20 protein-coding genes are annotated in these 20,659 nt (G+C 49.1%); 4 read left to right on the forward strand and 16 right to left on the reverse strand.

The genetic code is table 11. The features are described 5' to 3' along the window. Positions 1 to 16: 16 nt before the first annotated feature. Both C8J48_RS16700 and C8J48_RS16705 read right to left on the reverse strand, forming a co-directional pair. Positions 17 to 814: a CpaB family protein gene (locus tag C8J48_RS16700; RefSeq protein ID WP_107728403.1), complete on the reverse strand. Its 798-nt coding sequence runs from the start codon at positions 812 to 814 to the stop codon at positions 17 to 19. Between the two features lie 65 nt (positions 815 to 879). After that, the gene (locus tag C8J48_RS16705; protein ID WP_170105656.1) at positions 880 to 1,326 is read right to left on the reverse strand and encodes a prepilin peptidase; all 447 of its coding nucleotides are present in this window, start codon (positions 1,324 to 1,326) and stop codon (positions 880 to 882) included. A 615-nt stretch (positions 1,327 to 1,941) separates the two neighbouring features. Between C8J48_RS16705 and C8J48_RS16710 the strand changes: the two genes are divergently transcribed. Beyond that, on the forward strand, positions 1,942 to 2,541 hold the full coding sequence (locus C8J48_RS16710) for a CPCC family cysteine-rich protein (RefSeq protein WP_245891270.1): 600 nt from the start codon (positions 1,942 to 1,944) through the stop codon (positions 2,539 to 2,541). A 44-nt stretch (positions 2,542 to 2,585) separates the two neighbouring features. Here C8J48_RS16710 and C8J48_RS16715 read toward each other — a convergent pair whose 3' ends face one another. Genes C8J48_RS16715 through lepB form a run of 4 tightly spaced genes read right to left on the reverse strand, consistent with a single transcriptional unit; the run spans position 2,586 to position 6,049 of the window. Further along, complete coding sequence (locus C8J48_RS16715; protein WP_107728405.1) at positions 2,586 to 3,467, reverse strand: hypothetical protein; 882 nt, start codon at positions 3,465 to 3,467, stop codon at positions 2,586 to 2,588. Beyond that, a complete protein-coding gene (locus tag C8J48_RS16720; protein ID WP_107728406.1) occupies positions 3,436 to 4,932 on the reverse strand; it encodes a DUF4244 domain-containing protein in 1,497 nt (498 codons plus the stop codon). Before C8J48_RS16720 ends, C8J48_RS16715 begins: the two co-directional genes overlap by 32 nt. A gap of 13 nt (positions 4,933 to 4,945) precedes the next feature. Beyond that, on the reverse strand, positions 4,946 to 5,554 hold the full coding sequence (locus tag C8J48_RS16725) for a Yip1 family protein (protein WP_107728407.1): 609 nt from the start codon (positions 5,552 to 5,554) through the stop codon (positions 4,946 to 4,948). Positions 5,555 to 5,566: 12 nt separating this feature from the next. Then, a complete protein-coding gene (gene lepB / locus C8J48_RS16730) occupies positions 5,567 to 6,049 on the reverse strand; it encodes a signal peptidase I (protein ID WP_107728408.1) in 483 nt (160 codons plus the stop codon). Positions 6,050 to 6,667: 618 nt separating this feature from the next. Between lepB and C8J48_RS16735 the strand changes: the two genes are divergently transcribed. Then, positions 6,668 to 7,183: a hypothetical protein gene (locus tag C8J48_RS16735; RefSeq protein WP_107728409.1), complete on the forward strand. Its 516-nt coding sequence runs from the start codon at positions 6,668 to 6,670 to the stop codon at positions 7,181 to 7,183. A 271-nt stretch (positions 7,184 to 7,454) separates the two neighbouring features. Here the strand turns inward: C8J48_RS16735 and ggt are convergent, their stop codons facing one another. Then, positions 7,455 to 9,209, reverse strand: coding sequence for a gamma-glutamyltransferase (ggt, locus tag C8J48_RS16740; protein ID WP_107728410.1), 1,755 nt, complete (start codon positions 9,207 to 9,209; stop codon positions 7,455 to 7,457). Between the two features lie 254 nt (positions 9,210 to 9,463). Between ggt and C8J48_RS16745 the strand changes: the two genes are divergently transcribed. Then, the gene (locus tag C8J48_RS16745; RefSeq protein WP_107728411.1) at positions 9,464 to 10,399 is read left to right on the forward strand and encodes a glycerophosphodiester phosphodiesterase; all 936 of its coding nucleotides are present in this window, start codon (positions 9,464 to 9,466) and stop codon (positions 10,397 to 10,399) included. A gap of 308 nt (positions 10,400 to 10,707) precedes the next feature. After that, complete coding sequence (gene pepF, locus C8J48_RS16750) at positions 10,708 to 12,522, forward strand: oligoendopeptidase F (protein WP_107728412.1); 1,815 nt, start codon at positions 10,708 to 10,710, stop codon at positions 12,520 to 12,522. Between the two features lie 77 nt (positions 12,523 to 12,599). Here pepF and C8J48_RS16755 read toward each other — a convergent pair whose 3' ends face one another. The 9 genes from C8J48_RS16755 to hslO all read right to left on the reverse strand — a co-directional run bounded on the left by C8J48_RS16755 (position 12,600) and on the right by hslO (position 20,470). After that, positions 12,600 to 12,866 (reverse strand): hypothetical protein, encoded by a 267-nt coding sequence (locus tag C8J48_RS16755; protein WP_107728413.1) that lies wholly within the window; start codon positions 12,864 to 12,866, stop codon positions 12,600 to 12,602. Positions 12,867 to 12,972: 106 nt separating this feature from the next. Next, entirely contained in the window at positions 12,973 to 14,484 is a 1,512-nt protein-coding gene (lysS, locus tag C8J48_RS16760; RefSeq protein WP_107728414.1) for a lysine--tRNA ligase, read from the reverse strand. A 220-nt stretch (positions 14,485 to 14,704) separates the two neighbouring features. Beyond that, positions 14,705 to 15,715, reverse strand: a complete 1,011-nt coding sequence (gene dusB / locus C8J48_RS16765) for a tRNA dihydrouridine synthase DusB (protein WP_107728415.1) — start codon at positions 15,713 to 15,715, stop codon at positions 14,705 to 14,707. Beyond that, positions 15,712 to 16,254, reverse strand: a complete 543-nt coding sequence (gene folK / locus C8J48_RS16770; protein WP_425430487.1) for a 2-amino-4-hydroxy-6-hydroxymethyldihydropteridine diphosphokinase — start codon at positions 16,252 to 16,254, stop codon at positions 15,712 to 15,714. Before folK ends, dusB begins: the two co-directional genes overlap by 4 nt. After that, positions 16,251 to 16,613, reverse strand: a complete 363-nt coding sequence (gene folB / locus C8J48_RS16775; RefSeq protein WP_107728416.1) for a dihydroneopterin aldolase — start codon at positions 16,611 to 16,613, stop codon at positions 16,251 to 16,253. Before folB ends, folK begins: the two co-directional genes overlap by 4 nt. Positions 16,614 to 16,625: 12 nt before the next feature. Then, positions 16,626 to 17,474 carry a dihydropteroate synthase gene (gene folP, locus C8J48_RS16780; RefSeq protein WP_170105658.1) on the reverse strand — a complete coding sequence of 283 codons (849 nt, stop codon included), beginning with the start codon at positions 17,472 to 17,474 and terminating at the stop codon, positions 16,626 to 16,628. 15 nt (positions 17,475 to 17,489) lie between these two features. Then, positions 17,490 to 18,089: an anthranilate synthase component II gene (locus C8J48_RS16785; RefSeq protein ID WP_107728418.1), complete on the reverse strand. Its 600-nt coding sequence runs from the start codon at positions 18,087 to 18,089 to the stop codon at positions 17,490 to 17,492. A gap of 282 nt (positions 18,090 to 18,371) precedes the next feature. Continuing rightward, positions 18,372 to 19,298 carry a cysteine synthase A gene (gene cysK, locus C8J48_RS16790; protein ID WP_211316682.1) on the reverse strand — a complete coding sequence of 309 codons (927 nt, stop codon included), beginning with the start codon at positions 19,296 to 19,298 and terminating at the stop codon, positions 18,372 to 18,374. 284 nt (positions 19,299 to 19,582) lie between these two features. Beyond that, positions 19,583 to 20,470, reverse strand: coding sequence for an Hsp33 family molecular chaperone HslO (gene hslO / locus C8J48_RS16795; RefSeq protein ID WP_107728419.1), 888 nt, complete (start codon positions 20,468 to 20,470; stop codon positions 19,583 to 19,585). Between the last annotated feature and the right edge of the window lie 189 nt (positions 20,471 to 20,659).

A 20,659-nucleotide genomic window follows, 5' to 3' on the forward strand; every position in this document is an offset into this window, starting at 1 on the left:
TCCCGAATAGATCGTATTACATTCCAGTATCCTGATTATCTTCCGTTCCTGGGCCGTTTGGATCAATTATTGCATCAACCTCATCAGATTGTTCCGTTTGTTGACTACCATCCTCAGTAGATGGAGGGGGACTTTGTTGTTCACCGTTATCTTGGTTTTCATTGGAAGGTTGCCGCTTTTTATTAGATTCTTCGGTAGGTGCCTTCAAAACACGAATTGCAGCAGCAAAATTTTCTTCATGAATCAGTTTTTCAGCATCAGAGAGTGGCATCTCCAACCCGATACCTTTCCCGTCCCCTGTCATAGCGACCACTGGAACATCTGTCATAAAAATACTGGTATTAACTTTCCCATCATTTCTATTAGATACTACAATGTCTACTCGATCGTTTACTTCTAGTGACCCATCAAATTTAACACGATCTGATTGAGCCAATGTTACCATTCGATTATTATTTTCTGTCAAAGATGACTGTGATTTTAATAGATTATTAGTAAGTAAATCTCCCTTTTTCATTGGTGCGATAGCAACCAGACGATCAATCGAGTAGGGGTAATCTCCCAATTGAATCTGATTTAGATCTGTTACCGCCGACTCTTGTACGTATTTAGCGGGGACATTTACCGCTGTAAAATCTTCTGGGGTTAAAAGTTCTCTTGATGATATCTCTTTTGCTGCTACATACACTGTTAGGTGATTGCCCAACTGGGAGTCCACCGCACTTACCTTTTGCATAAACAAAAATCCAGCCACAGCAGCCAACGCCAACGCCAATATAAGAAAAATAATTGCTCGTCGTTTTGCATCTTGCATGCTTGGACACCCGCTTATTAAGAGAATTTTTGTTGTTCATATTCACCAGTTCAAAAAACCAAAGCTCAGATCCAAAATTGGCTGTATATCAAAACTGTTCCCGCAAGTATAAAAGGGGCAAATGGAAATTCACTATGTCTACCAATTTTTGACCACCGGAAAAATTTCAATGCTAACATAAAAATAGCCGCTAATACATGAGATAATAAGAAAATCCAAAAAAACGCTTCCCATCCTACCGCAAACCCAATCATGGCAAATAGCTTTACATCTCCACCACCTATTGAACGTTCATTAGTTAAGGCAGCAATTATTGTTAATATAATTAATACAATGACACCCGTTAGCAAGTAGTTCCACCATGGTTCAGGATGGTGAAAAAAGCGAATTATGATAGCAGATACCAGTCCAATAAGTATAAAGCGATCATAAATAAGTCGTTCCCGAAGATCCGAGATAGTGGCAGCAATTAATAGACCAATCAAAATCCAATAGAGTAAGTGTTCAGCCACATAAATTCATCCTTTGAAAGGTCACAATTCTGGAAACCATTTCTTATTCAACTGTCATTATATTCCCAACCAGCTGGAAAAGACAAGGGGTAAAAAGAATTTATAACCAATGAACTACTATTTAAAAATAGATTTTTTGCATTCGACTTTCATTTTAGATAAATTGCTTTTGATTAGAACGGGAAAATAAGTTTTATTGATTTTTCCTACCTGATAAGATTTGACTTGAATCAAAAAAATCATGAAAAAGAGCATTATAACTTAAAATAAGCGCTATTGGAGAGATTAACAAATAAATTGTTTCCTTTCTCTCAAACACTCGTAAGCAGTGATCTCTTCTATTAATTATCGTAAAACAAATCAAAATCCAAAGATAACTCCTTTTATGAGTAAATGTTTAGCTTTATTTAGAGAAGATGATATGTAAAGAAACTATAAACGGAAAAAGAAATAGATTGGTCACCCTTGGGTATACCTCCTTTTTTGTATTGATAAAACAACCCCTGCATGATTTAAAGGAAATAAAGCTTCCTTTATATACAAAGGAATTTACAGGGTTTATCCACAAAATAAAAGGAAAATAGTCATAGGGCATTGATTGTCAGGATTTTTAATATGAAAGTAAAGCAGCTAATAATTTTGAACAGAAATGACGCAATCACCAAACTCTCAAAATACAAACTCCATAAACTATCACGAGAAAAACGGATATCCCTTTTATTAAACTGGTGGTGCTTCGATGATTATGATCCTAAATTTGAACTGTTACCTGAATCACTAAAACAAGAGATTCTCAGTTCTGACGAACCGATGAGAGATGTAATGGATGAGCGCTACAATCCTCTTTTAATAGAAGCGCTAAAGCATACCTTTGTCGGTGTAAAAAATGAATACCTCTCCAACCAAATCACACAGATACAAAGAAATGACATTACTGTTGATGGTGAAGAGGAAAAATTGATGGCCTGTCCATGCTTTGAATACGAAAATTTATCAGAGCGTGATCAATACGAAATTTGCCCGGTGTGTTTTTGGGAAGATGACGGAAATGACGACACTACACGCTATAGTCCTCCCAATCATTTAACACTTGCGGAAGCTAGAGAGAATTTCAAAAAAGTTAGAGCGGAAACAAAAGAGCCATTAAGATTTATCGAGCCCGATGCAAAGAGCCGCTACTATAAAACCCCCAAGAGTAATAAGCGATCGGATTGACTCTCTCCCTTTACTGTCGACATCTCCCCTTCTTCCACAGCAAATTACCCCCCATCAACCAACATCCGCTTCCGGCGAATATCCAAGATATCCTCCAGATACGAACCGGTCCGCCTCATCAAACAAGTAATGATCAAATCCCCAGGGAAGAGTGGATCCGGATGGTCATAAAACGCATCTAGGATATGAAATCCTGCAAAAGGGTGTTCTTCTTCTGCACAGTAGAACCATTGACCGCCCAGCTCTTTCCGAAAGGTTTCCCCTAGATAGACTTGAATCGGCTCCATCCATTTATAATCTTCCTTGGTAGATTCCGCATCGGGATAGCGGTTGAGCATCCATTGTTCCAAAACGGACAGGGATTGGGGAGAAAAATCTAATTGTTGGGCGATTTCCGCCGGGATGGATGAGAAGAACCATTGCAACTCCCGATCCCGCTTGGCGAGAAATGATTGCAGTTCCGGATGGTTTGGATCATAGTTCAATCCTTCCTGCTCCTCCTTTCGGTTGACGGTTTCCAATTTACGATTGATCATGTTGTGCAGGAAGTTTCCCCGGTTTCTAGAAACCGCAGTCGTGACGAGACGAAGAGGGCAGACCGCGGCAGGATACACATGGGGAATGAGATAAAACATGTGATCTTCCCGCGTCTCCAATCCCCAAAAACCGTTTAATCCTTTACGGAGAACTTCCCCGGTATAGCGGGCGAGTTGATCTTTTTGGTCTGCATTCATCTCTTGATGGGTGTTAAAATTAGCAAGCATCCATTTTTCCAATGCCAACAGAGACTCTACACTAAAATCTAAGCGTGTTCCAACTTCAGCGGGCAATTGGACTCGCAGCATTTGCAGTTGGTTATCCATCTCCGATAACCAAAACCGGAATCCCCTTTCCTCACCTTCCTGGTCGATTTCTGTTGGAGTCATTTGATCCACCACCTTCTGAATTATTTTCATCGTTATTCTCATTTGCATCTGTGATTACATTTCCGTCTTTGTCTTTTCTTTCACCGGTTTTGGGATCGTAGGTTTCGCCATCACCGATCACAACCCATTGGATACCGTTTCGATCGAGGTTTTCTTTTAGCGGAGCACTCAGCTCTGCATTTTCAAACACCCAGACGATTTCCCAACCCTCCTCAGATTGGAGTCTCGCATCTCTCTCGATCTCCCAGCGGATTTCCTCATCATTGTAAAATGTAGTAGAGGAACCATCTCGTCTGGTGCTCGTTTTATGTTCAATCGCTCTGGATCCCTCAATGTCTGCAATATCAAACCTTCTCGTATATTCTTCCCCGCCAATCTCAACCGTAACACTCTTTTCCCGTTCCCCCCAACCCAGTCGGCCGGCATATTCATTCATTTTCTCATTGGAGATTCTGGCCCTGTTGATATTATTTTCATAAGTTGCTTCCCATTGTTCTCTGCTTTGTGGGTTCTCTCCCTCCCTTTCCTTCCTCTCTAAATACTCCTGCCAACGCGCTTCCCTATGTTCCGGGGAGCCAGGAGAGTGCGAGTTATCCCTTTGTGTCCTGTTGGGGCAGGAGCCGGAATTTGTATTCGCACAAGCCAAACCAACAAATCGATCGACGATATCCGAGTCCGCCAACTTTGTCAATTTTAATGCTTTCGTCGGCAAGGGGAGGGCTGTTAGCAAGCGAAAATTGCGGTTGGGTACGCGTAATTCTTCGCCGGTATTGGGGTCTTCACCTGTCCACCAGGCAACCACATCATTCCAACCGATCACTTCTTTGCCCAGCCCCCACAAGTTTCCGGCCGGATCCTCACTAAATTCGTTCCACTGATCCTTGAGATAATCGACTTTGCGTTGACCGAATGCAAGTGGATCATCCCGAAAATCATTCCATTGCTGTACAACGTCGATACTGGTTAGATTATCGAAGGATTCTTTCAGGTCTTCATATCCAATCACTTCTTTTATATATCCTTCAGGGTCCTGGAAGGCATCACGGATATCTTGTTTTACATCTTCTTTGAGCAAACAGTTTGCGACACCACCGAGGCAAATCAGTGAATCATTGACAAAATCGGGAAACAAACTTAACGGATCTTGCGGAGAGGACGCGGGGGTGGCAGGCGTGTTAGAGGATTCATTTGCTTGAGTGGTCTGTTGATTTGCTGGAGCATTGACGGGTTCATTTGTGGGTTCATTTACCGATTCCGCAGGCTCAAAACCACCACCACCCGCTTCACCGTTGATGGCGTTTTTAATGGCGGTAGAGATCGTATTTTTCGTTTCATCGCTGGAAAGAACCCCAACGAGCAGCGTCCCTAATAACAAGCCGGCAACGAGTATGATTACATACTCGACGGTTGATGCCCCGCGTTTATTGGTTAACAAGGAATGAAACGAGCATAAATGTTTTTTCATTCCGATGCCCCCTTCACCCGTAAATCAATCCACTGATTATAAACAAAAGCAGGACAAAGGCGAGCGGAACGGAGATCACCGAGGCAAAACCCTTCCAAGCGGAAAATGCGTGCACTTCCCCGATGGCATGGGACAAAATGACGACCTGCCATACCATGACAACCAGATCCAATAAACTGATAAAAAGAAAGAGTATCGTCAATACAAAGCTGCTTGCCATCACAGGTGTATCTGAGGTAAACATCTCTCTACCATAGATCAGCAACAACGGAAGCCAAAGAGTCCCTTTCACTACAATGGGAATCAGAGACCAGGAAACCGCTTTCAAGGTTTCATGGAAATCCCCTACCCCGCCAAACAGACGAGCCATACCATAAAAGATTCCGCCCCCGATAAACCATCCGACCAATCCGGCAATCGGTCCGATCACGATCGCACCGAGCAAGAGCAGTATGATCGGGCTGAAATCCCCCCAACTGCGGTTGGATAGATAATCCAACATCGTAACGATCCCACTCAACAAAACCAGAATGAGTGGCCATTTCATCGGTTGGTCAAGCACTTCGCGAATCGTATCACTCGGTCGAAGCCAAATTGAAACCCAAGGATTATCCCGGTTCATGCTGGTTGCCCCCTACCTCTCTGGATTTAACATTCTCCCGCGAATATCCATAATCGACACTGTTCCTAACTGCCGACTGTCCAGGCTTTGTTCGCGATTATCCCCCAATACAAACACTTCCCCTTGTGGAACCGTAACCGGGCCGAAGTCTGTCGTTGTGGCATCAGATGCCAGGTAAGGTTCATCCAACGGTTTTCCATTCACCAGCACCCGGCTCTCTTTTATTTGGATGCGTTCATCAGCCAGAGCAACCACCCTTTTCACATGATTGAAGTCGTCTTCTTGGTTGTAAAAGATAACAATATCCCCTCGCCGCGGTTCCATCGGTCCCCTTTCCACCCAATACGCTTGCCCATCCTGCAGGGCAGGGCTCATACTGTCCCCTTCAATCGTGAATAATTGGTAAAAGCGAAAAAAAAGCAACACGATCAACAGGATCGAAACGAATAGAAGAGAAGAAATGTAAAGTGCTTTTCTTCTGTTTTGAATCAGCAAATGCCACCTCTCCTTTTCTCGGAATTAAAATAGTGGTACTATGCCCCCTATTCTGACTACAAAATCTCCAATGATTTATGTATGACCCATTCATTTAATCCAAACATCACTTAAGGGAAACTTTTTCCACAGAAATATTATAAACGATGGCGATGAATCCTGCACCAACTCAGTATAAATATAGAAACAATCATTTGTGCAGGGAATATCCAACCTTGAAACAAAAAAGTTCGCTATCTTATGGAGAAAAGCGGATAATATCTTGCAAGTATTGAGCTAGTGGATTTAGTCGTACTTCTGTTTAGAAGAGGGGGTAATTCCCCACTTTAGCAGCATTAAGTTCAATAAAGAGTAACACCGGTACCTTTTTATGAATTGAGGTATCAGTGTTGCCTTTTGCGTACTAAACCGAACGCAGATAAGTCCTAGTAAGGAAAGCAATAGTTCCAACGCTTGCGGGAGCGAATTCAACCTTATACCGATTAACTGCTTTTCAAGTTTGCCAGAATCGTTTCTTTATATCGTTTACCTCCTTCACTTCCCACTCCTCCAGGTATCGATTCTCGTATAAATACACCCAACCAAACAATCCTTTCTCATCACCCTAGGGGGATTACAATGGAATTCCATATGGAGCTTAAGCTGAAAAAGCCCATTCATACAGTAAAAAGAACAACCATTAGAAAACTATACGATGAAAAACTGGATGATGGACGATCAGTCATATTTGATATCTGCGAAATCTTTCATGAGACAGATGAAATCGACTTTATCGCTTATGGATTTGGGTCTAATGATTGGTGTGTTGATTGCAGGTATGATCTTCCGGGCGTTATTGAGGAACTGCCAGATATCTTGGGTAAGCTTGATGCTGGAGACTATGATTTTGTTTTAGACTTTTATGAGCAAGGAACCGAACGTGAAATTCAATTTGTGGATTGGGGCGATCATGTCGTTCTTATTTGTAAGAGTCGAACGAATTGGAAACCTGTACCTGATCGAATAAAGATGGAGAAAGATCGTGTCGACCATATCTTTCGCAACTTATATCGCCGCTTTTACGAATATGGTGAAGGGTTGTGCCCGGACTTGATCGCTCAACCGTTACGAGAATGGTTTAGGAAATGTAAATAAGAAATCTTCATCAATGAAGTAGATAACAGCAATCGTTGGACATAGCCCGGCGACCCTATTTGCTTCAACTTTTCTTCAGCCGAATCGCCTGCTTCAAGAGCGTTAGCCCATTAGTTGCAACAGCGGCAAAGACGTAAGAAGTCCGATACCCGCTGCACCGGGGACCGGACTTAAACTAAGAACTAACCCTAGAAACACGGACCCGGTGACACGGATTCGTGCCTTTTAATTGTATATGCTTGCTTTCATTTTATACGAGTATTCCGCCCCTTCACTTCCCACCAATCCCAATCGCCGTGCCTTCCCTGCTGGAGTCGGCTGCACCGTAGTAGCGGCCGGTTTTGGGCTCGATCCAGATTGCGTTGACGTTGCCGATCTCCTGTGGAGCGGCGTCAAAACGGTGGCCTCGGGCTTCCAAGTCCGCGCGGACCGCGGCGGGGATGCCCACTTCCCAGCGGATGTTGGGATAGGCATTGGTGTAGATGCGCGGCTCCTCGATTGCTTCTTTTAGATCCATGTCGTATACCAATACATTTAATATCGTCTGAGCGACAGAGGCGATGATGGTGGCGCCGCCTGGAGAACCGAGGGCCATCACTGGTTTGCCGTCCTTAAAGACTAAGGTCGGGGTCATGGAGCTCATGGGGCGCTTTCCCGGTTGCACTTCATTGGGACCGCCGGGACGGGCGTCAAAATCGGTGAGCTCATTGTTTAGCATGATGCCGGTCCCTTCTGCCATAATGCCGGTGCCAAAAAGCTGCTCAATCGTAGTAGTGTAGGAGACGACATTGCCCCAGCGATCCGCCACGGTAAAATGGGTGGTTTCGCCGATGGGACGATCATCGGATTGCACTGATGGTTCTCCTGCGAAAGAACTCTGTTGGAATTGCCATGGGTTGCCCGGTTTGACTTCAGGATTAGCCCGCTCCAGCTCGATCTGGGTTGCCCGCTCCGACAGATAGTCGGGGTTGAGCATCCCTTGTTGCGGTACATCCACAAACTCTGGATCCCCAATATAGGCACCGCGATCCGCATAGGCGAGACGACTAGCTTCAGCGAAAAGATGATATTTTTCCGGAGAGCGAACATCGTATTGGCCGATATCCCGCTGTTCCAGCTTATTGAGGATCTGTAGAACCGTAATCCCGCCGGAGCTGGGTGGGGGCATGGTCACAATCTCGTAACCCTGAAAGCGGCCGCGCACCGGCTCATCGATCGTCAGGCGGTAGTCGGCTAAATCTTCTGCTGTCATAGTTCCGCCGTACTCCTGTACGGTAGCGGTGATCGCTTCACCGACTTCACCCTGATAAAAAGCGTGTGCGCCGTTTGTTTGGATGGTGCGGAAGGTTTGGGCTAAATCTTTTTGCACCAGTTTATCCCCGGCTTGTAGCGGCTCTCCCCCAGGAAGGAAGACATCCTTGGCCTCAGAGCGGGAGAGCTTCTCCTGGTGATCCTGAATCGCCCGCGCTAGGACACCGTTGACGCGCACCCCTTTTTCCGCCATCGTGATCGAAGGTTGAATCAGCTCAGCCAGCGGCTGGGTGCCCCATTTTTGCAATGCTGTCTCCAACCCCATCAGAGTGCCGGGCACACCGATAGCATTGCCGTGAGTGGATCGCTCCGCAAAAGGAATAATTCTGCCGTTCTCATCCAAAAACATATCCGGCGTCGCCCCTGCCGGTGCCCGTTCGCGACTGTCGACGATGGTCACCTGATCTGTCTTTTTCTCGTAAACCATCATAAAACCACCCCCACCGATGCCAGACATCATCGGCTCCGACACCTGCAGGGCAAATTGGATGGCCACGGCGGCATCGACGGCATTGCCGCCTTTGCGCAATACATCGGCTCCCACTTTAGACGCTTCTGCTGTCGCTGTCACCACCATTCCATCGCGACCGACATCCACCTGCTTGTCACCGGGATGAGGGGGTTTTCCTGCAGCGGCGACTCCGGGCAGCGCAAGCGCAAAAAGCAACGATAAGACCGACACCCACAAAATGATGCGCTGTTGAAACGGACCCATATGATCGCTCCTTTTTTGGTGGTTTATTTGGCGGTTACACAATTGGACACCCCTTCGGGATTTGTCCAATATTACCCTACCCTCCCATCTTGGGTTTATCAGCGTGCTTTTATCAACATCTCTCTTTTAATATTTCCACTATTTTGTTTCGACAGCGATGGCTGCCATCCTTTTTCTACATCCTTTTGCCACATAAACAAAACCTTCCCGTGCATCCTAAGCGAGATGTGATCGATGTACCGGGAGGAAAAGGGATGATGACGACGAATGGGAAACCGCTGATTTCATGGGGAATCAAAGCGATAACCTGGGTGGCGGCAGGGTTGCTGGCCGCGCAAACAGGATGGGGACATTTTGGAGTTGCAGATGCTCGTGCCATTTATCCCTCCCCCGCCGCCTCGGTGGAAAACATCGCCCATCGGGGTGCCTCGGGGCATGCACCAGAGTCGACGCTGTCCGCCTTTCGCCTTGCCGTCCGCATGGGGGCGGATCGGGTTGAATTGGATGTGCAGCAGTCACGAGACGGGGAGCTGATGACGATCCATGACAGCACTCTTGATCGCACCACCGATGGCCACGGCAAGGTGCGGGAACACGATCGTGCCCAGCTGAAACGGTTGGATGCCGGTGCATGGTTTAAAAATAAACATCCTCAACACCGCATTGATTATCAGGATGCCCGTATCCCCACCTTGGATGAAGTGTTGCATTCACTGGGAACAGAGGGCCGCTATTGTATTGAGATCAAAGAAGGGCTACCGACAAACACAGCGGATCAGGTGTTGGCAACATTGTCTCGTCACCAATTGCTTCAAACCCAATCACCAGAGCAGGTGATCATCCAATCCTTTGATCCCGCCGTTCTCAAACAAATCCATCAAAAACACCCCGAACTCACCCTCATCCAGCTGATCCACTATCGTCAGGCGGGGTCCCTCTCCCGCGGAGGGTTGCAACGCATCGCCACCTATGCGGACGGAATCGGCTTTCACCATCGCCGCATGGAGCGGGAGGATATTCGTCGCGCCCATCGCGAAGGGTTGCGTATCCACGCCTACACGGTCAACCAAAAAAAGAAAATGCGCCGACTACTGGACTGGGACGTAGATGCCATCTGTACCGATTTCCCCGATCGGTTGCGGGAGGTAAAGCGGGAACAACTTATGGATAAGCCCATTTCGGAGAGATGAGTCGTTCCCCTTAGTGGTCATCGCTTCCATCATGATGGATTTCCTTCTGTGCGACTCGAGCCACGCATAGCGTGACCCAGGAACGAAGTGACCAAGGAGAGACTTGTGCTCTGGAGTGCAAAGCGAGACCCAGGTGACCGAGGCGAGACTTGTGCTTTGGAGTCATGAAGCGAAGGCGGAAGTCCACTCCCGAACGCCCGAACAACCTTTGTTGATGGGCACTAGTTTATCACGGTGATTCCCTCCTTAGTTCTGATCTTGTATAATTGATTAGAAAGACGAAATATTTCATTTGGGGAGGGGACTTCGTGGAAAAAACAGTTGAAAAAAGATGGACACGGGCCGAAGTGCCGACAGAACTTACCTGGAAACTGGAGGATCTATTTCCCTCGCGCGAGGACTGGGAAGCGGAATTGACGGCGATTGAGCAGGGCATCGCTGAAATCACAGTCTTTAAAGGGAAGCTGCATAAAGGAGCAAAAACGCTGCTCGCTTGCTTAGAGGCACGGGAAAAGGTTTGGATCCGCTTTATACAGGCCGCAACTTATTCTCATCTCAAAAAAACAGGAGACCTGACAGACCCGGTCAATCAAGCCGATTCCTCCCGGGTGGCAACGTTACAAGCTAAGATGAACGCCGAGCTGTCCTTTATTCAATCCGAAATTTTGGCACTCCCCGAAGCGGACATTCACTCCTATCTATCAGCGGAAAAAGGGTTGGAGCCTTTTCGGAAAATGCTGACCGAGATCTTGGAATTGAAGCCACACCAGCTTTTGCCGCAAACAGAGGAAGCCTTGGCTGCATTGGGGGAAGTACACGACGCTCCCTATAAAATTTACAATATGGCGAAGCTGGCCGATATGCAGTTTGATCCGATCACCGATCAGGAGGGCAACTCACTTTCAAACTCTTTTGCCCTATTTGAAGGCCGATATGAGTTTTTCCCCGATACCGACATTCGCAGAAAAGCGTATGATTCGTTTGTATCGACGCTGCAACAATACAAAAACACCTTTGCCGCCACCTATGAAACGGAAGTGAAGCGACAGGTCACGCTGTCCCGCCTGCGCAAGTATGAATCGGTCACCCATATGTTGCTGCAACCGCAGCAGGTAACCTTAGAAATGTATCACAACCAGCTGGACGTCATTAAAAATGAGCTGGCCCCTCATATGCGTAAATATGCGGATCTAAAGAAAAAGGTGCTCGGACTGGAACAGATGCGTTTCTGCGATTTAAAAGTTCCGCTGGACCAGGATTTTAGCCCTAAAACCTCATTTGCAGACGCGAGTGAAATCATCCTTGAAGCTTTAAAGGTGATGGGGCCGGAATATTCACAAATCATGGAAACGGCGCTATCGGAGCGATGGGTGGATCAAGCGGATAATATCGGCAAATCAACCGGCGCATTCTGTTCCAGCCCCTACGGCAGCCATCCCTATATCTTGATCACTTGGACGGATACGATGCGGGACGCCTTTACTCTGGCGCATGAATTGGGCCATGCCGGACATTTTTATCTGGCCAATCACCATCAACGCGTCATGAATGTGCGACCGTCGCTCTATTTTGTAGAAGCTCCCTCTACCATGAACGAAATGCTGCTAGCTCAACACCTTTTTGCGAAAACGAATGATCCTAAGATGAAGCGCTGGGTAATCAATCAGCTGATGGGCACCTACTACCATAATTTTGTCACCCATCTGCTGGAGGGTGAATATCAACGCCGGGTGTATCAATTGGCTGAGCAAGGGGCTGCCTTGACCGCAGTCACTCTCAGTGAACAGAAGCGGAACGTGTTGACCGAGTTTTGGGGTGAACATACCGAAATCGATGAAGGAGCAAGCTTAACCTGGATGCGCCAGCCTCATTACTACATGGGCTTATATCCCTATACCTACTCCGCTGGGTTAACCGTCTCCACCCTGGTATCGCAAAAGATTAAACAAGAGGGGCAGCCGGCTGTGGACAAATGGCTGCAAGCTCTAAAAGCAGGCGGCACCATGAAACCGCAAGAGCTGCTAAATCATGTCGGTGTCGATATGTCCACCGACGAGCCGATTCGGCAGGCAGTGGCCTATGTCGGCACATTGGTGGATGAGCTGGAAGCGTTATATAAATAAAAAGTTAACCCGTGGGGTTTGCGATCCCCCACGGGTTGTTTTTATATCAGATATCATTTGGAAAAAATAAGTCCCTGTCACATCATTTTTCTTCTACGAATCTCTTCAGTATCGCTTTCCTCTTTATAACCGACAATGCGGGAGTATGTAATAATGCCCCCACAAAGCGTTGTAACCAACACATAATATAAAAAACGAGGAGACCATAGAATCCCTAAGATTACACCGGCCAAGGAGATGGACAGGAACACGCGTCGCACCCGCCGACTCGCCCTTCCCTCCAACCCCAGGTAACCGATCAATCCACCGGTCATGAAGAAGGCGAGTATCCCATCGACGATCACCCGCATTCCCCCCTCAACCCCGCTGATTTTTCTATCGCTGTCGAAAAAATCCCCCCGCAACTGTTGCGAGGGGCGTTTTTTCGATCGATATCATCGATGCCATTTTTCACCCTTGATCCCGCATTACCGGAAACAACAGGACATCGCGGATGGAGGGGCTATCGGTAAACAACATCACCAAACGGTCTATGCCCACTCCGAGACCGCCAGTAGGAGGCATCCCATATTCCAGCGCTTCCAGAAAGTCTTCATCCATGGGATGCGCTTCATCGTTCCCTTGGGCCTTCTCTTTTACCTGAGCTTCAAACCGCTCCCGTTGGTCGATGGGATCATTCAGTTCAGTAAAGGCATTGGCATGCTCCCGACCGACGATAAACAGCTCAAAGCGGTCCGTAAAGCGGGGATCGTCGCTGTTCTTTTTGGCCAACGGCGAAATCGCCACTGGGTGGCCATAGACAAAAGTAGGCTGAATCAGTTGTTCTTCCACCTTTTGCTCAAAAAATTCGTTGACCACATGGCCGAAGGTCATCGTCTCTTTCACATCAACACCATGTTCCTTGGCGAGGGCGCGGGCTTCTTCATCTCGCATCTCCCGCCAAAAATCAACCCCGGTCGCTTCCTTCACCAGATCCACCATATGCTTGCGCGCCCAGGGTTGTCCCAGTTCTACCACATGGTCGCCGTAAGCGAGGGTAGTGGTGCCTTTTACTTCCTGGGCGGCATGGGTGATCATACGCTCCGTCAAATCCATGACGTCCTCAAAATCGGCGTAAGCTTCATACAGCTCCATCATGGTAAACTCCGGATTATGGCGAGTGGAGATCCCTTCATTGCGATAGACGCGGCCGATCTCGTATACCTTTTCAATCCCGCCCACAATCAGCCGCTTCAGATGAAGCTCAATCGCAATCCGCATATACAGCTCCCGATCAAGCGCATTGTGGTGGGTAATAAAAGGACGGGCGGTTGCACCGCCAGGGATGGTGTGAAGCGTCGGCGTCTCCACCTCCAGATACCCCTGCTCGTCCAGCCAACGGCGCATGGTGCTGATAATGCGACTGCGGGTGACAAAGGTGTCCTTTACATCGGGATTCATAATCAGGTCCAGATACCGTTTGCGGTACCGCAGCTCCACATCTTTGAGGCCGTGGAACTTCTCCGGCAACGGGCGCAGCGATTTGGACAGAAAGGTAAGACCTTCCACCTTTACGCTGGTTTCGCCGCGGTTGGTTTTAAACACCTTGCCCGCTACTCCAAACCAGTCACCCAGATCGGCGGTGGTAAAGGTTTCGTATTGTTCTTCTCCCACCTGATCCTTGCGGACATAGATCTGAATGCGGCCACTCTGGTCCTGCAGGTGAGCAAAGGAAGCTTTCCCCTGTTTTCGCTTCGCCACGAGCCGTCCTGCAATAACCACGGGTTGATTTTTTTGTTCAATCTCCTCTTTGGAAAAAGCGTCAAAAGCCTCCAAGATCGCACGAGCCGTATGGGTGCGCGTATATTTTTGTCCAAAGGGATCGATCCCCCGCTCACGCAGGGTGTCCATTTTTTCTCGCCGGATTCGCAACAGCTCGTGTTGTTCTTCCGATTGCGCTTCTATGCGCGCTTCATCACTCATGATCCACGATCACTCCGTTCCACGGTCTTGCTTGTCTATTCGTGCCCCGTTGCAAAAAGTTGTTCTTGATACGATTTAGCGCATGGGCACTTGTACCAATTCTCAGCAACAAATGCCCTTCGCTCACAAAAATCCCCTCTGTAACTATAAATTGCTCGTATCATCAACAAGGCTAGTCTCTGAAAGAAACAGGGCTAGTCTCTGATCGTCATATTTACAATCAAGCCGGCATATCCCGCTCCTGTTTTTGCTGACGGGTCTCCCACTCATCCACAAATCCCAGCAATACCGCCGCCATGCCGTCACGGGTAACCTGGCGGTTGACTTCATCTTTCACCTTGGCCGCCCCGCGCATGCCGCGCAGATACCAGGTGGCATGTTTGCGCATCTCGCGGACGGCTACCTCTTCCCCGCGCAAACGGATCAACCGGTCCATATGCAAAAGGGCGATCTCGATCTTTTCCCGTGGAGCCGGTTCCGGCAACAGTTCGCCGTTGGTCAGGTAATGGATGGTTCGGTACAACATCCACGGGTTGCCCAATGCCGCCCGTCCAATCATCACCCCGTCACAGCCGGTGGTGGCCAACATCCGCTCAGCGTCCTCCGGGCTAGTGACATCGCCGTTGCCGATCACCGGGATACCGACGGCTTCCTTCACCTGGCGGATAATGTCCCAATCCGCTTTGCCGGTATACATCTGTACACGGGTGCGTCCATGGACGGCGACGGCCTGACCACCAGCGCGCTCCACCGCCTGCGCATTTTGCACCGCATAGATATGCTCGTCATCCCACCCGATCCGCATCTTCACCGTCACCGGTTTGCTGACGGCAGCCACGACAGCGGAAACGATCTCCTCGATTTTATCAGGATCGAGCAACAGGCGTGCCCCCGCCTCACATTTGGTCACTTTGGGTACGGGGCAACCCATGTTGATATCGATAATGTCGGCGTTGGTCTGCTGATCGACGATCTTGGCCGCTTCCACCAAAGTTTCCTTATCCCCGCCGACGATTTGTAGGCTTAACGGTTTTTCCCGCTCATCCACCAACAGCATCTGCTGAGTGCGCCGGTTGCCGCTCAAGATAGCGCGGTCGCTCACCATCTCGGCACAGACCAAGCCACAGCCAAATTCTTTGGCAATCAGGCGGAAAGCGGGATTACACACCCCGGCCATCGGAGCTAGTACCACATTGTTGTTCGTTTCCACCGGACCGATTTTTAGTTTCATGTTTTTTTCACCCCTCCTTTTTTCGCAATCGCAAGATCCGGCCCCCATTGGTGGGGATGGAGCCGAACTCCTTCCTTATCGCCCAACACTTGCAGCCACTCTCCTACCGTCCTGCCTGTCGGCGGAATCACAACATCCAGGGCGATCTCCGCCAGCGGGATCAGCACAAACGCTCGCTCCGTCATGCGCGGATGGGGAACGGTCAACTGGGGTTCACTAATTACTTCATGATCCAGCAACAATAAGTCCAAATCGATCGTGCGCGGACCCCAGCGGATCGTTCGTACACGATGGAGCTTTCGCTCCACCTGCAACATCGCCTCCAACAATTCCCGCGGGGAGAGGGATGTTCTCACCTCGGCACATACATTGAGAAAATCGGGCTGCTCCAACAGGCCGACGGGAGCCGTTTCATAGATACCGGAAACCTGTGCCACTTCCATTTGCTCATGCCGATCGAGATGGATCAACGCTTCTTTTAAATTGGTCTTCCGTTGGCCCAAGTTGGTACCTAAGCCGATATACGCCCGCCGAATCATGAACGTCCCCGGCGGATATCGACGCCAACGGCGCGGTAATGCCCCGGAATGGGTGGATCCGGTTTGGTCACCTTTACCCGCACTTCCTGCAATAGTGGAAAATCGGACAGTAACCGGGCAGCTACCCGCTCCGCCACCGTTTCTACCAAAGTATGCGTTTGATCCTCCACTTCCGTTTTTACCGCTTGATATACCTCAGCATAGTTGATGGTTTTCTCCAAATCATCAGTGGCCGCAGCGGGAGCCAGATCCAGTTTCAGCTCCAGGTCGACGAGGAAGCGTTGCCCCAGCTTGTTTTCCTCGGCAAATGCGCCATGATATGCGTAAAAAGCGATGCTTTCAAAAAAGATGGTATCCAAGGAAACGCCTCCTTAAACCCGTGCCCGCACCATGGCATCGGTCATCCGGGCCACCCGTACCATGGCGCGAACATCGTGGACACGGACAATGCCACAACCCTTGGCGATGCCCAAGGTAACCGTCGCTCCCGTCCCCTCCACTCGCTCGTCCACAGGCAGGTCGAGAGCGATCCCCACCATCGATTTGCGACTGGTACCTAACAACACCGGATAGCCGAGGTCAACGATTGACTCCAGCTGCGCCATCACTTGCAAATTTTCTTCATAACTTTTGGCAAATCCAATGCCGGGGTCCAAAATGATGCGCTCCGCTTTTACACCAGCGGCCTGGGCGATGGCTACACTCTCCAGCAGATCGCGTCGAATGTCGGCGATCAGGTCGGTGTAGACGGGATGTTCCCGATTGTGCATCAAAATCACTGGCACATCTAGCTCCGCCGCCACTTGTGCCATATCGGGATCTTTTTTAAAGCCCCACACATCATTGATCATGTGCGCCCCCGCCTGAATCGCCTGCCAGGCCACTTCCGCCTTATAGGTATCAATCGAGAGCGGGCGATCGATCGTTGGTGCCAGCGCCTCGATGATGGGAATCACCCGCGACAACTCCTCCTCCTGGGAGACTAGTGTCGCTTGTGGACGGGTGGATTCACCACCCACATCAATGATATCCGCCCCCGCAGCCACCATTTCCCGGGCATGGGCCAGCGCCTGCTCGATCCGGTCATAGCGGCCGCCATCGGAAAAGGAATCAGGAGTGACATTTAAAATCCCCATCACCAGCGTACGCTCATGTAGTGGTAACGAATACGGCCCCACCTGTAGCGGCTTGTGGCCAATTTCAGTTGTGTGCAGTGTCATCATACAAAAGCTCCTTCAGATCGATGTTGAAACGATGGGTGCATGGGGACGATAGCTCTCCAAAAAGCGAGCCAGCATCGGCTTTCCCTCTTCCGTCAGGATCGATTCCGGATGAAACTGCACCCCTTCCAGCGGCAACTGGCGGTGACGCAGAGCCATAATCTCTCCCTCGTCCGTTTCAGCGCTGATTTCCAAGCAATCGGGAAAATGGTTGCGATCCACAATCAGCGAGTGATAGCGATTCACTGTCAACGGGGAGGGCAATCCCCGAAACAAGGTGCGGGAATCATGGTGTACCGGGGATGTTTTGCCATGCATCAAGCGTGGTGCTCGCACAATTCTGCCGCCAAAGGCTTGGGCGATCGTCTGGTGTCCCAAGCAGACGCCCAGGATGGGAATGGAACCTGCAAACCGCTGCACGACGGCCAGACTGATTCCCGCCTCATCAGGATTGCCCGGTCCAGGGGAAATCAGAAGTGCTTCGGGCTGTCTCTGCGCAATCTCCTCTAGGGTGATGCGGTCGTTGCGAAACACTTCTACCGTTTCCCCCAGTTCGCCTAAATACTGTACCAGGTTATAGGTAAAACTATCATAGTTATCGATTACCAATATCATGCTGATCTCGTCTCCTCTCTTCTCCGCTCGGCTTACCTGCTCCATCATTGGACTACTTGCCCTTGGACAAGTTCCGGTGAAGTTCTCCCATCAGTTTACAACAATTTTGCTGAAGAAGAAAGATTAGAGGATCAGGGAGTCCGCAGTCAATCAATTCAAGGGTGAGGCAAACAGAAAAACCAGCTCCCACGTTCGAGGAGCTGGTTTTTCTGTTTATGGAGAGGTACAAAAACGGAGATCGGAGCATCAATCCCACGATCGCATTATCAATTGCTGCCACGCTTACTCTTCAAAGTTAAACAGGGCAGTGGTGAGATAACGCTCACCGTTGCTGGGGATGACTGCAACGACGCGTTTACCCGCTCCTAGACGGCGAGCCACTTGAATCGCGGCGGATACAGCGGCACCGGAGGATATCCCGCCAAGAATACCCTCTTCTTTGGCTAAACGGCGAGACCATTCAAAAGCTTCCTCGTTGTCGACGGTGATAATTTCATCATAAATTTCCGTATCCAAAATAGCAGGAGCAAAACCGGCACCGATTCCCTGGATTTTGTGGGGGCCGGGTTTCCCACCAGAAAGTACCGGGGAGGCGGAAGGTTCAACCGCAACAATACGAGTATCCGGGTTGTGATCCTTCAGCACCCGGCCTGCACCAGTGATGGTTCCACCTGTGCCGATCCCGGAGATAAGGGCATCGATCTGGCCGTCCAACTGTTCCAGCAACTCCGGCCCGGTGGTCTCACGGTGAATTTTGACGTTGGCTTCGTTCTTAAATTGTTGCGGCATAAAGTAATCGGGGTTTTCCTTGGCGATCTCTTCCGCTTTGGCGATCGCCCCTTTCATCCCTTCCGCACCGGGAGTGAGAACCAGCTCTGCCCCATAAGCGCGTAACAGGTTGCGCCTCTCCAGGCTCATTGTGTCCGGCATCACCAACAAGGCGCGGTAACCCTTGGCTGCAGCCACCATAGCAAGTCCGATTCCGGTGTTACCACTGGTCGGCTCCACAATCGTCGAACCAGGCTTTAAGATTCCCTTTTCTTCCGCATCTTCAATCATGCTGAGCGCAATCCGGTCTTTTACACTGCTACCGGGATTAAAAAACTCCAATTTTAAATAGACATCCGCATCACTCTTGCCCACAATCCGGTTCAGCTTTACAACTGGGGTTTGCCCGATCAGTTGCAAAATATTATCAGCCACACGCATGATCAATGAGCTCCTTTCAAGACTAACCGTTTTAGTAGGGTTTTCTGGTTTTTATCCTACCAATCCACTCGGTTTTTGTCAATTCAAATTTTTCATTAGGGGAAGGCGTTTTTGCTTTTAAAAATAAAAAACCGCAGCATGATCAAAAGGACGTTATCTACTAACATCCTTTTGATTCGACCGCGGATTGCTTTTCGAAAGCGTTAGCCTCTCATGATCAAGTGGGCCTGGGTCCCGCTTTCCGTCTCCCTTTCATCGGTAATTGGTCAATAGCTTCGAAAGCATTATCCCTTCGCTTCTTCCAACAATGTTTCCAGCTCTTCTTTGGAAATATGGTAAGTCTCGTTACAAAAATGGCAGATCACTTCCGCCTTCCCTTGTTCGTGGATAATATTGGTGATTTCATCCGGTCCCAAGCTGATCAAGGTGTTGTAAATCCGCTCTTTGGAGCATTCACACTGAAAGGAGAGGGGTAGACGCGCATTGACGGTCATATCGTCTCCCAAGATGCGGGACAATAAATCTTCAGGAGACGCCCCCTTCTCCAACAACTTGGTCACTGGTGGCATATGGGCGATTTGCTCCTCCAGCCGGCTAATAATAGCCTCCTCGGTTTCAGGCATCAACTGGATGATAAATCCGCCGGAAACCAGAATGGACGCATCCCGCTCCACCAACACACCCACTCCCACTGCAGACGGGATTTGTTCTGATGATGTCAGGTAGTAGGTAAAATCCTCCCCCAACTCTCCGGAGATAAGACGGACACTACCACGGTAGGGTTCTTTTAAGCCTAAGTCCTTTACCACGTTGAGAGTACCAGCGCCGACGGCTTTTGCTACATCCAGCTTCCCCTTGGCATTGAGCGGCAGATCGACGGCGGGATTGGAGACATATCCCCGCACATGACCATGGGAATCGGCATCCACCACCACCTGGCCAATTGGACCGTCCCCTTGCACTTGGATCGTCAGCCGATCGGAATCATTTTTTAGCATCATGCCCATCATCGCCCCAAACGTCGCCGTACGACCCAGAGCCGCACTTACTACCGGCCATGTGTGATGCCTCCGCTGCATCTCCCCTACCAGTTGCGTTGTGACTGCAGCGAATCCACGCACCTGTCCGTTCATCGCCGTCACCCTGACGGCGTAATCATGCGATTTTGTCATCAACATTTTCCTCCATTTCAACCCTGTTTGCCTCTCGCTTCTTTTTCAGAATCGGTTGATTATCCGAATGATGGAAAGGAGTTTTTGAATCTGCGTGCTCTTGTTGTTTGCAAAGAAGAAGGGAATTGTCCACTTCAGCCGTCAAGTGCGGAAGCAGACAAAACTCGCTGTTGCTCAAACAGTTGCAGT

The sequence above is a fragment of the Desmospora activa DSM 45169 genome, assembly GCF_003046315.1.
GTDB classification, from domain to species: domain Bacteria; phylum Bacillota; class Bacilli; order Thermoactinomycetales; family DSM-45169; genus Desmospora; species Desmospora activa.

Coding starts and splice junctions, on each gene's coding strand:
- C8J48_RS16720 (WP_107728406.1), bottom strand. CDS start 4,932: ATGAAAAAACATTTATGCTCGTTTCATTCCTTGTTAACCAATAAACGC.
- ggt (WP_107728410.1), bottom strand. CDS start 9,209: ATGGGTCCGTTTCAACAGCGCATCATTTTGTGGGTGTCGGTCTTATCG.
- folP (WP_170105658.1), bottom strand. CDS start 17,474: ATGACACTGCACACAACTGAAATTGGCCACAAGCCGCTACAGGTGGGG.
- hslO (WP_107728419.1), bottom strand. CDS start 20,470: ATGACAAAATCGCATGATTACGCCGTCAGGGTGACGGCGATGAACGGA.
- C8J48_RS16715 (WP_107728405.1), bottom strand. CDS start 3,467: ATGACTCCAACAGAAATCGACCAGGAAGGTGAGGAAAGGGGATTCCGG.
- C8J48_RS16700 (WP_107728403.1), bottom strand. CDS start 814: ATGCAAGATGCAAAACGACGAGCAATTATTTTTCTTATATTGGCGTTG.
- C8J48_RS16710 (WP_245891270.1), top strand. CDS start 1,942: ATGAAAGTAAAGCAGCTAATAATTTTGAACAGAAATGACGCAATCACC.
- dusB (WP_107728415.1), bottom strand. CDS start 15,715: ATGAAACTAAAAATCGGTCCGGTGGAAACGAACAACAATGTGGTACTA.
- C8J48_RS16725 (WP_107728407.1), bottom strand. CDS start 5,554: ATGAACCGGGATAATCCTTGGGTTTCAATTTGGCTTCGACCGAGTGAT.
- C8J48_RS16745 (WP_107728411.1), top strand. CDS start 9,464: ATGATGACGACGAATGGGAAACCGCTGATTTCATGGGGAATCAAAGCG.
- folK (WP_425430487.1), bottom strand. CDS start 16,254: ATGATTCGGCGGGCGTATATCGGCTTAGGTACCAACTTGGGCCAACGG.
- C8J48_RS16785 (WP_107728418.1), bottom strand. CDS start 18,089: ATGATATTGGTAATCGATAACTATGATAGTTTTACCTATAACCTGGTA.
- cysK (WP_211316682.1), bottom strand. CDS start 19,298: ATGCGTGTGGCTGATAATATTTTGCAACTGATCGGGCAAACCCCAGTT.
- C8J48_RS16735 (WP_107728409.1), top strand. CDS start 6,668: ATGGAATTCCATATGGAGCTTAAGCTGAAAAAGCCCATTCATACAGTA.
- lysS (WP_107728414.1), bottom strand. CDS start 14,484: ATGAGTGATGAAGCGCGCATAGAAGCGCAATCGGAAGAACAACACGAG.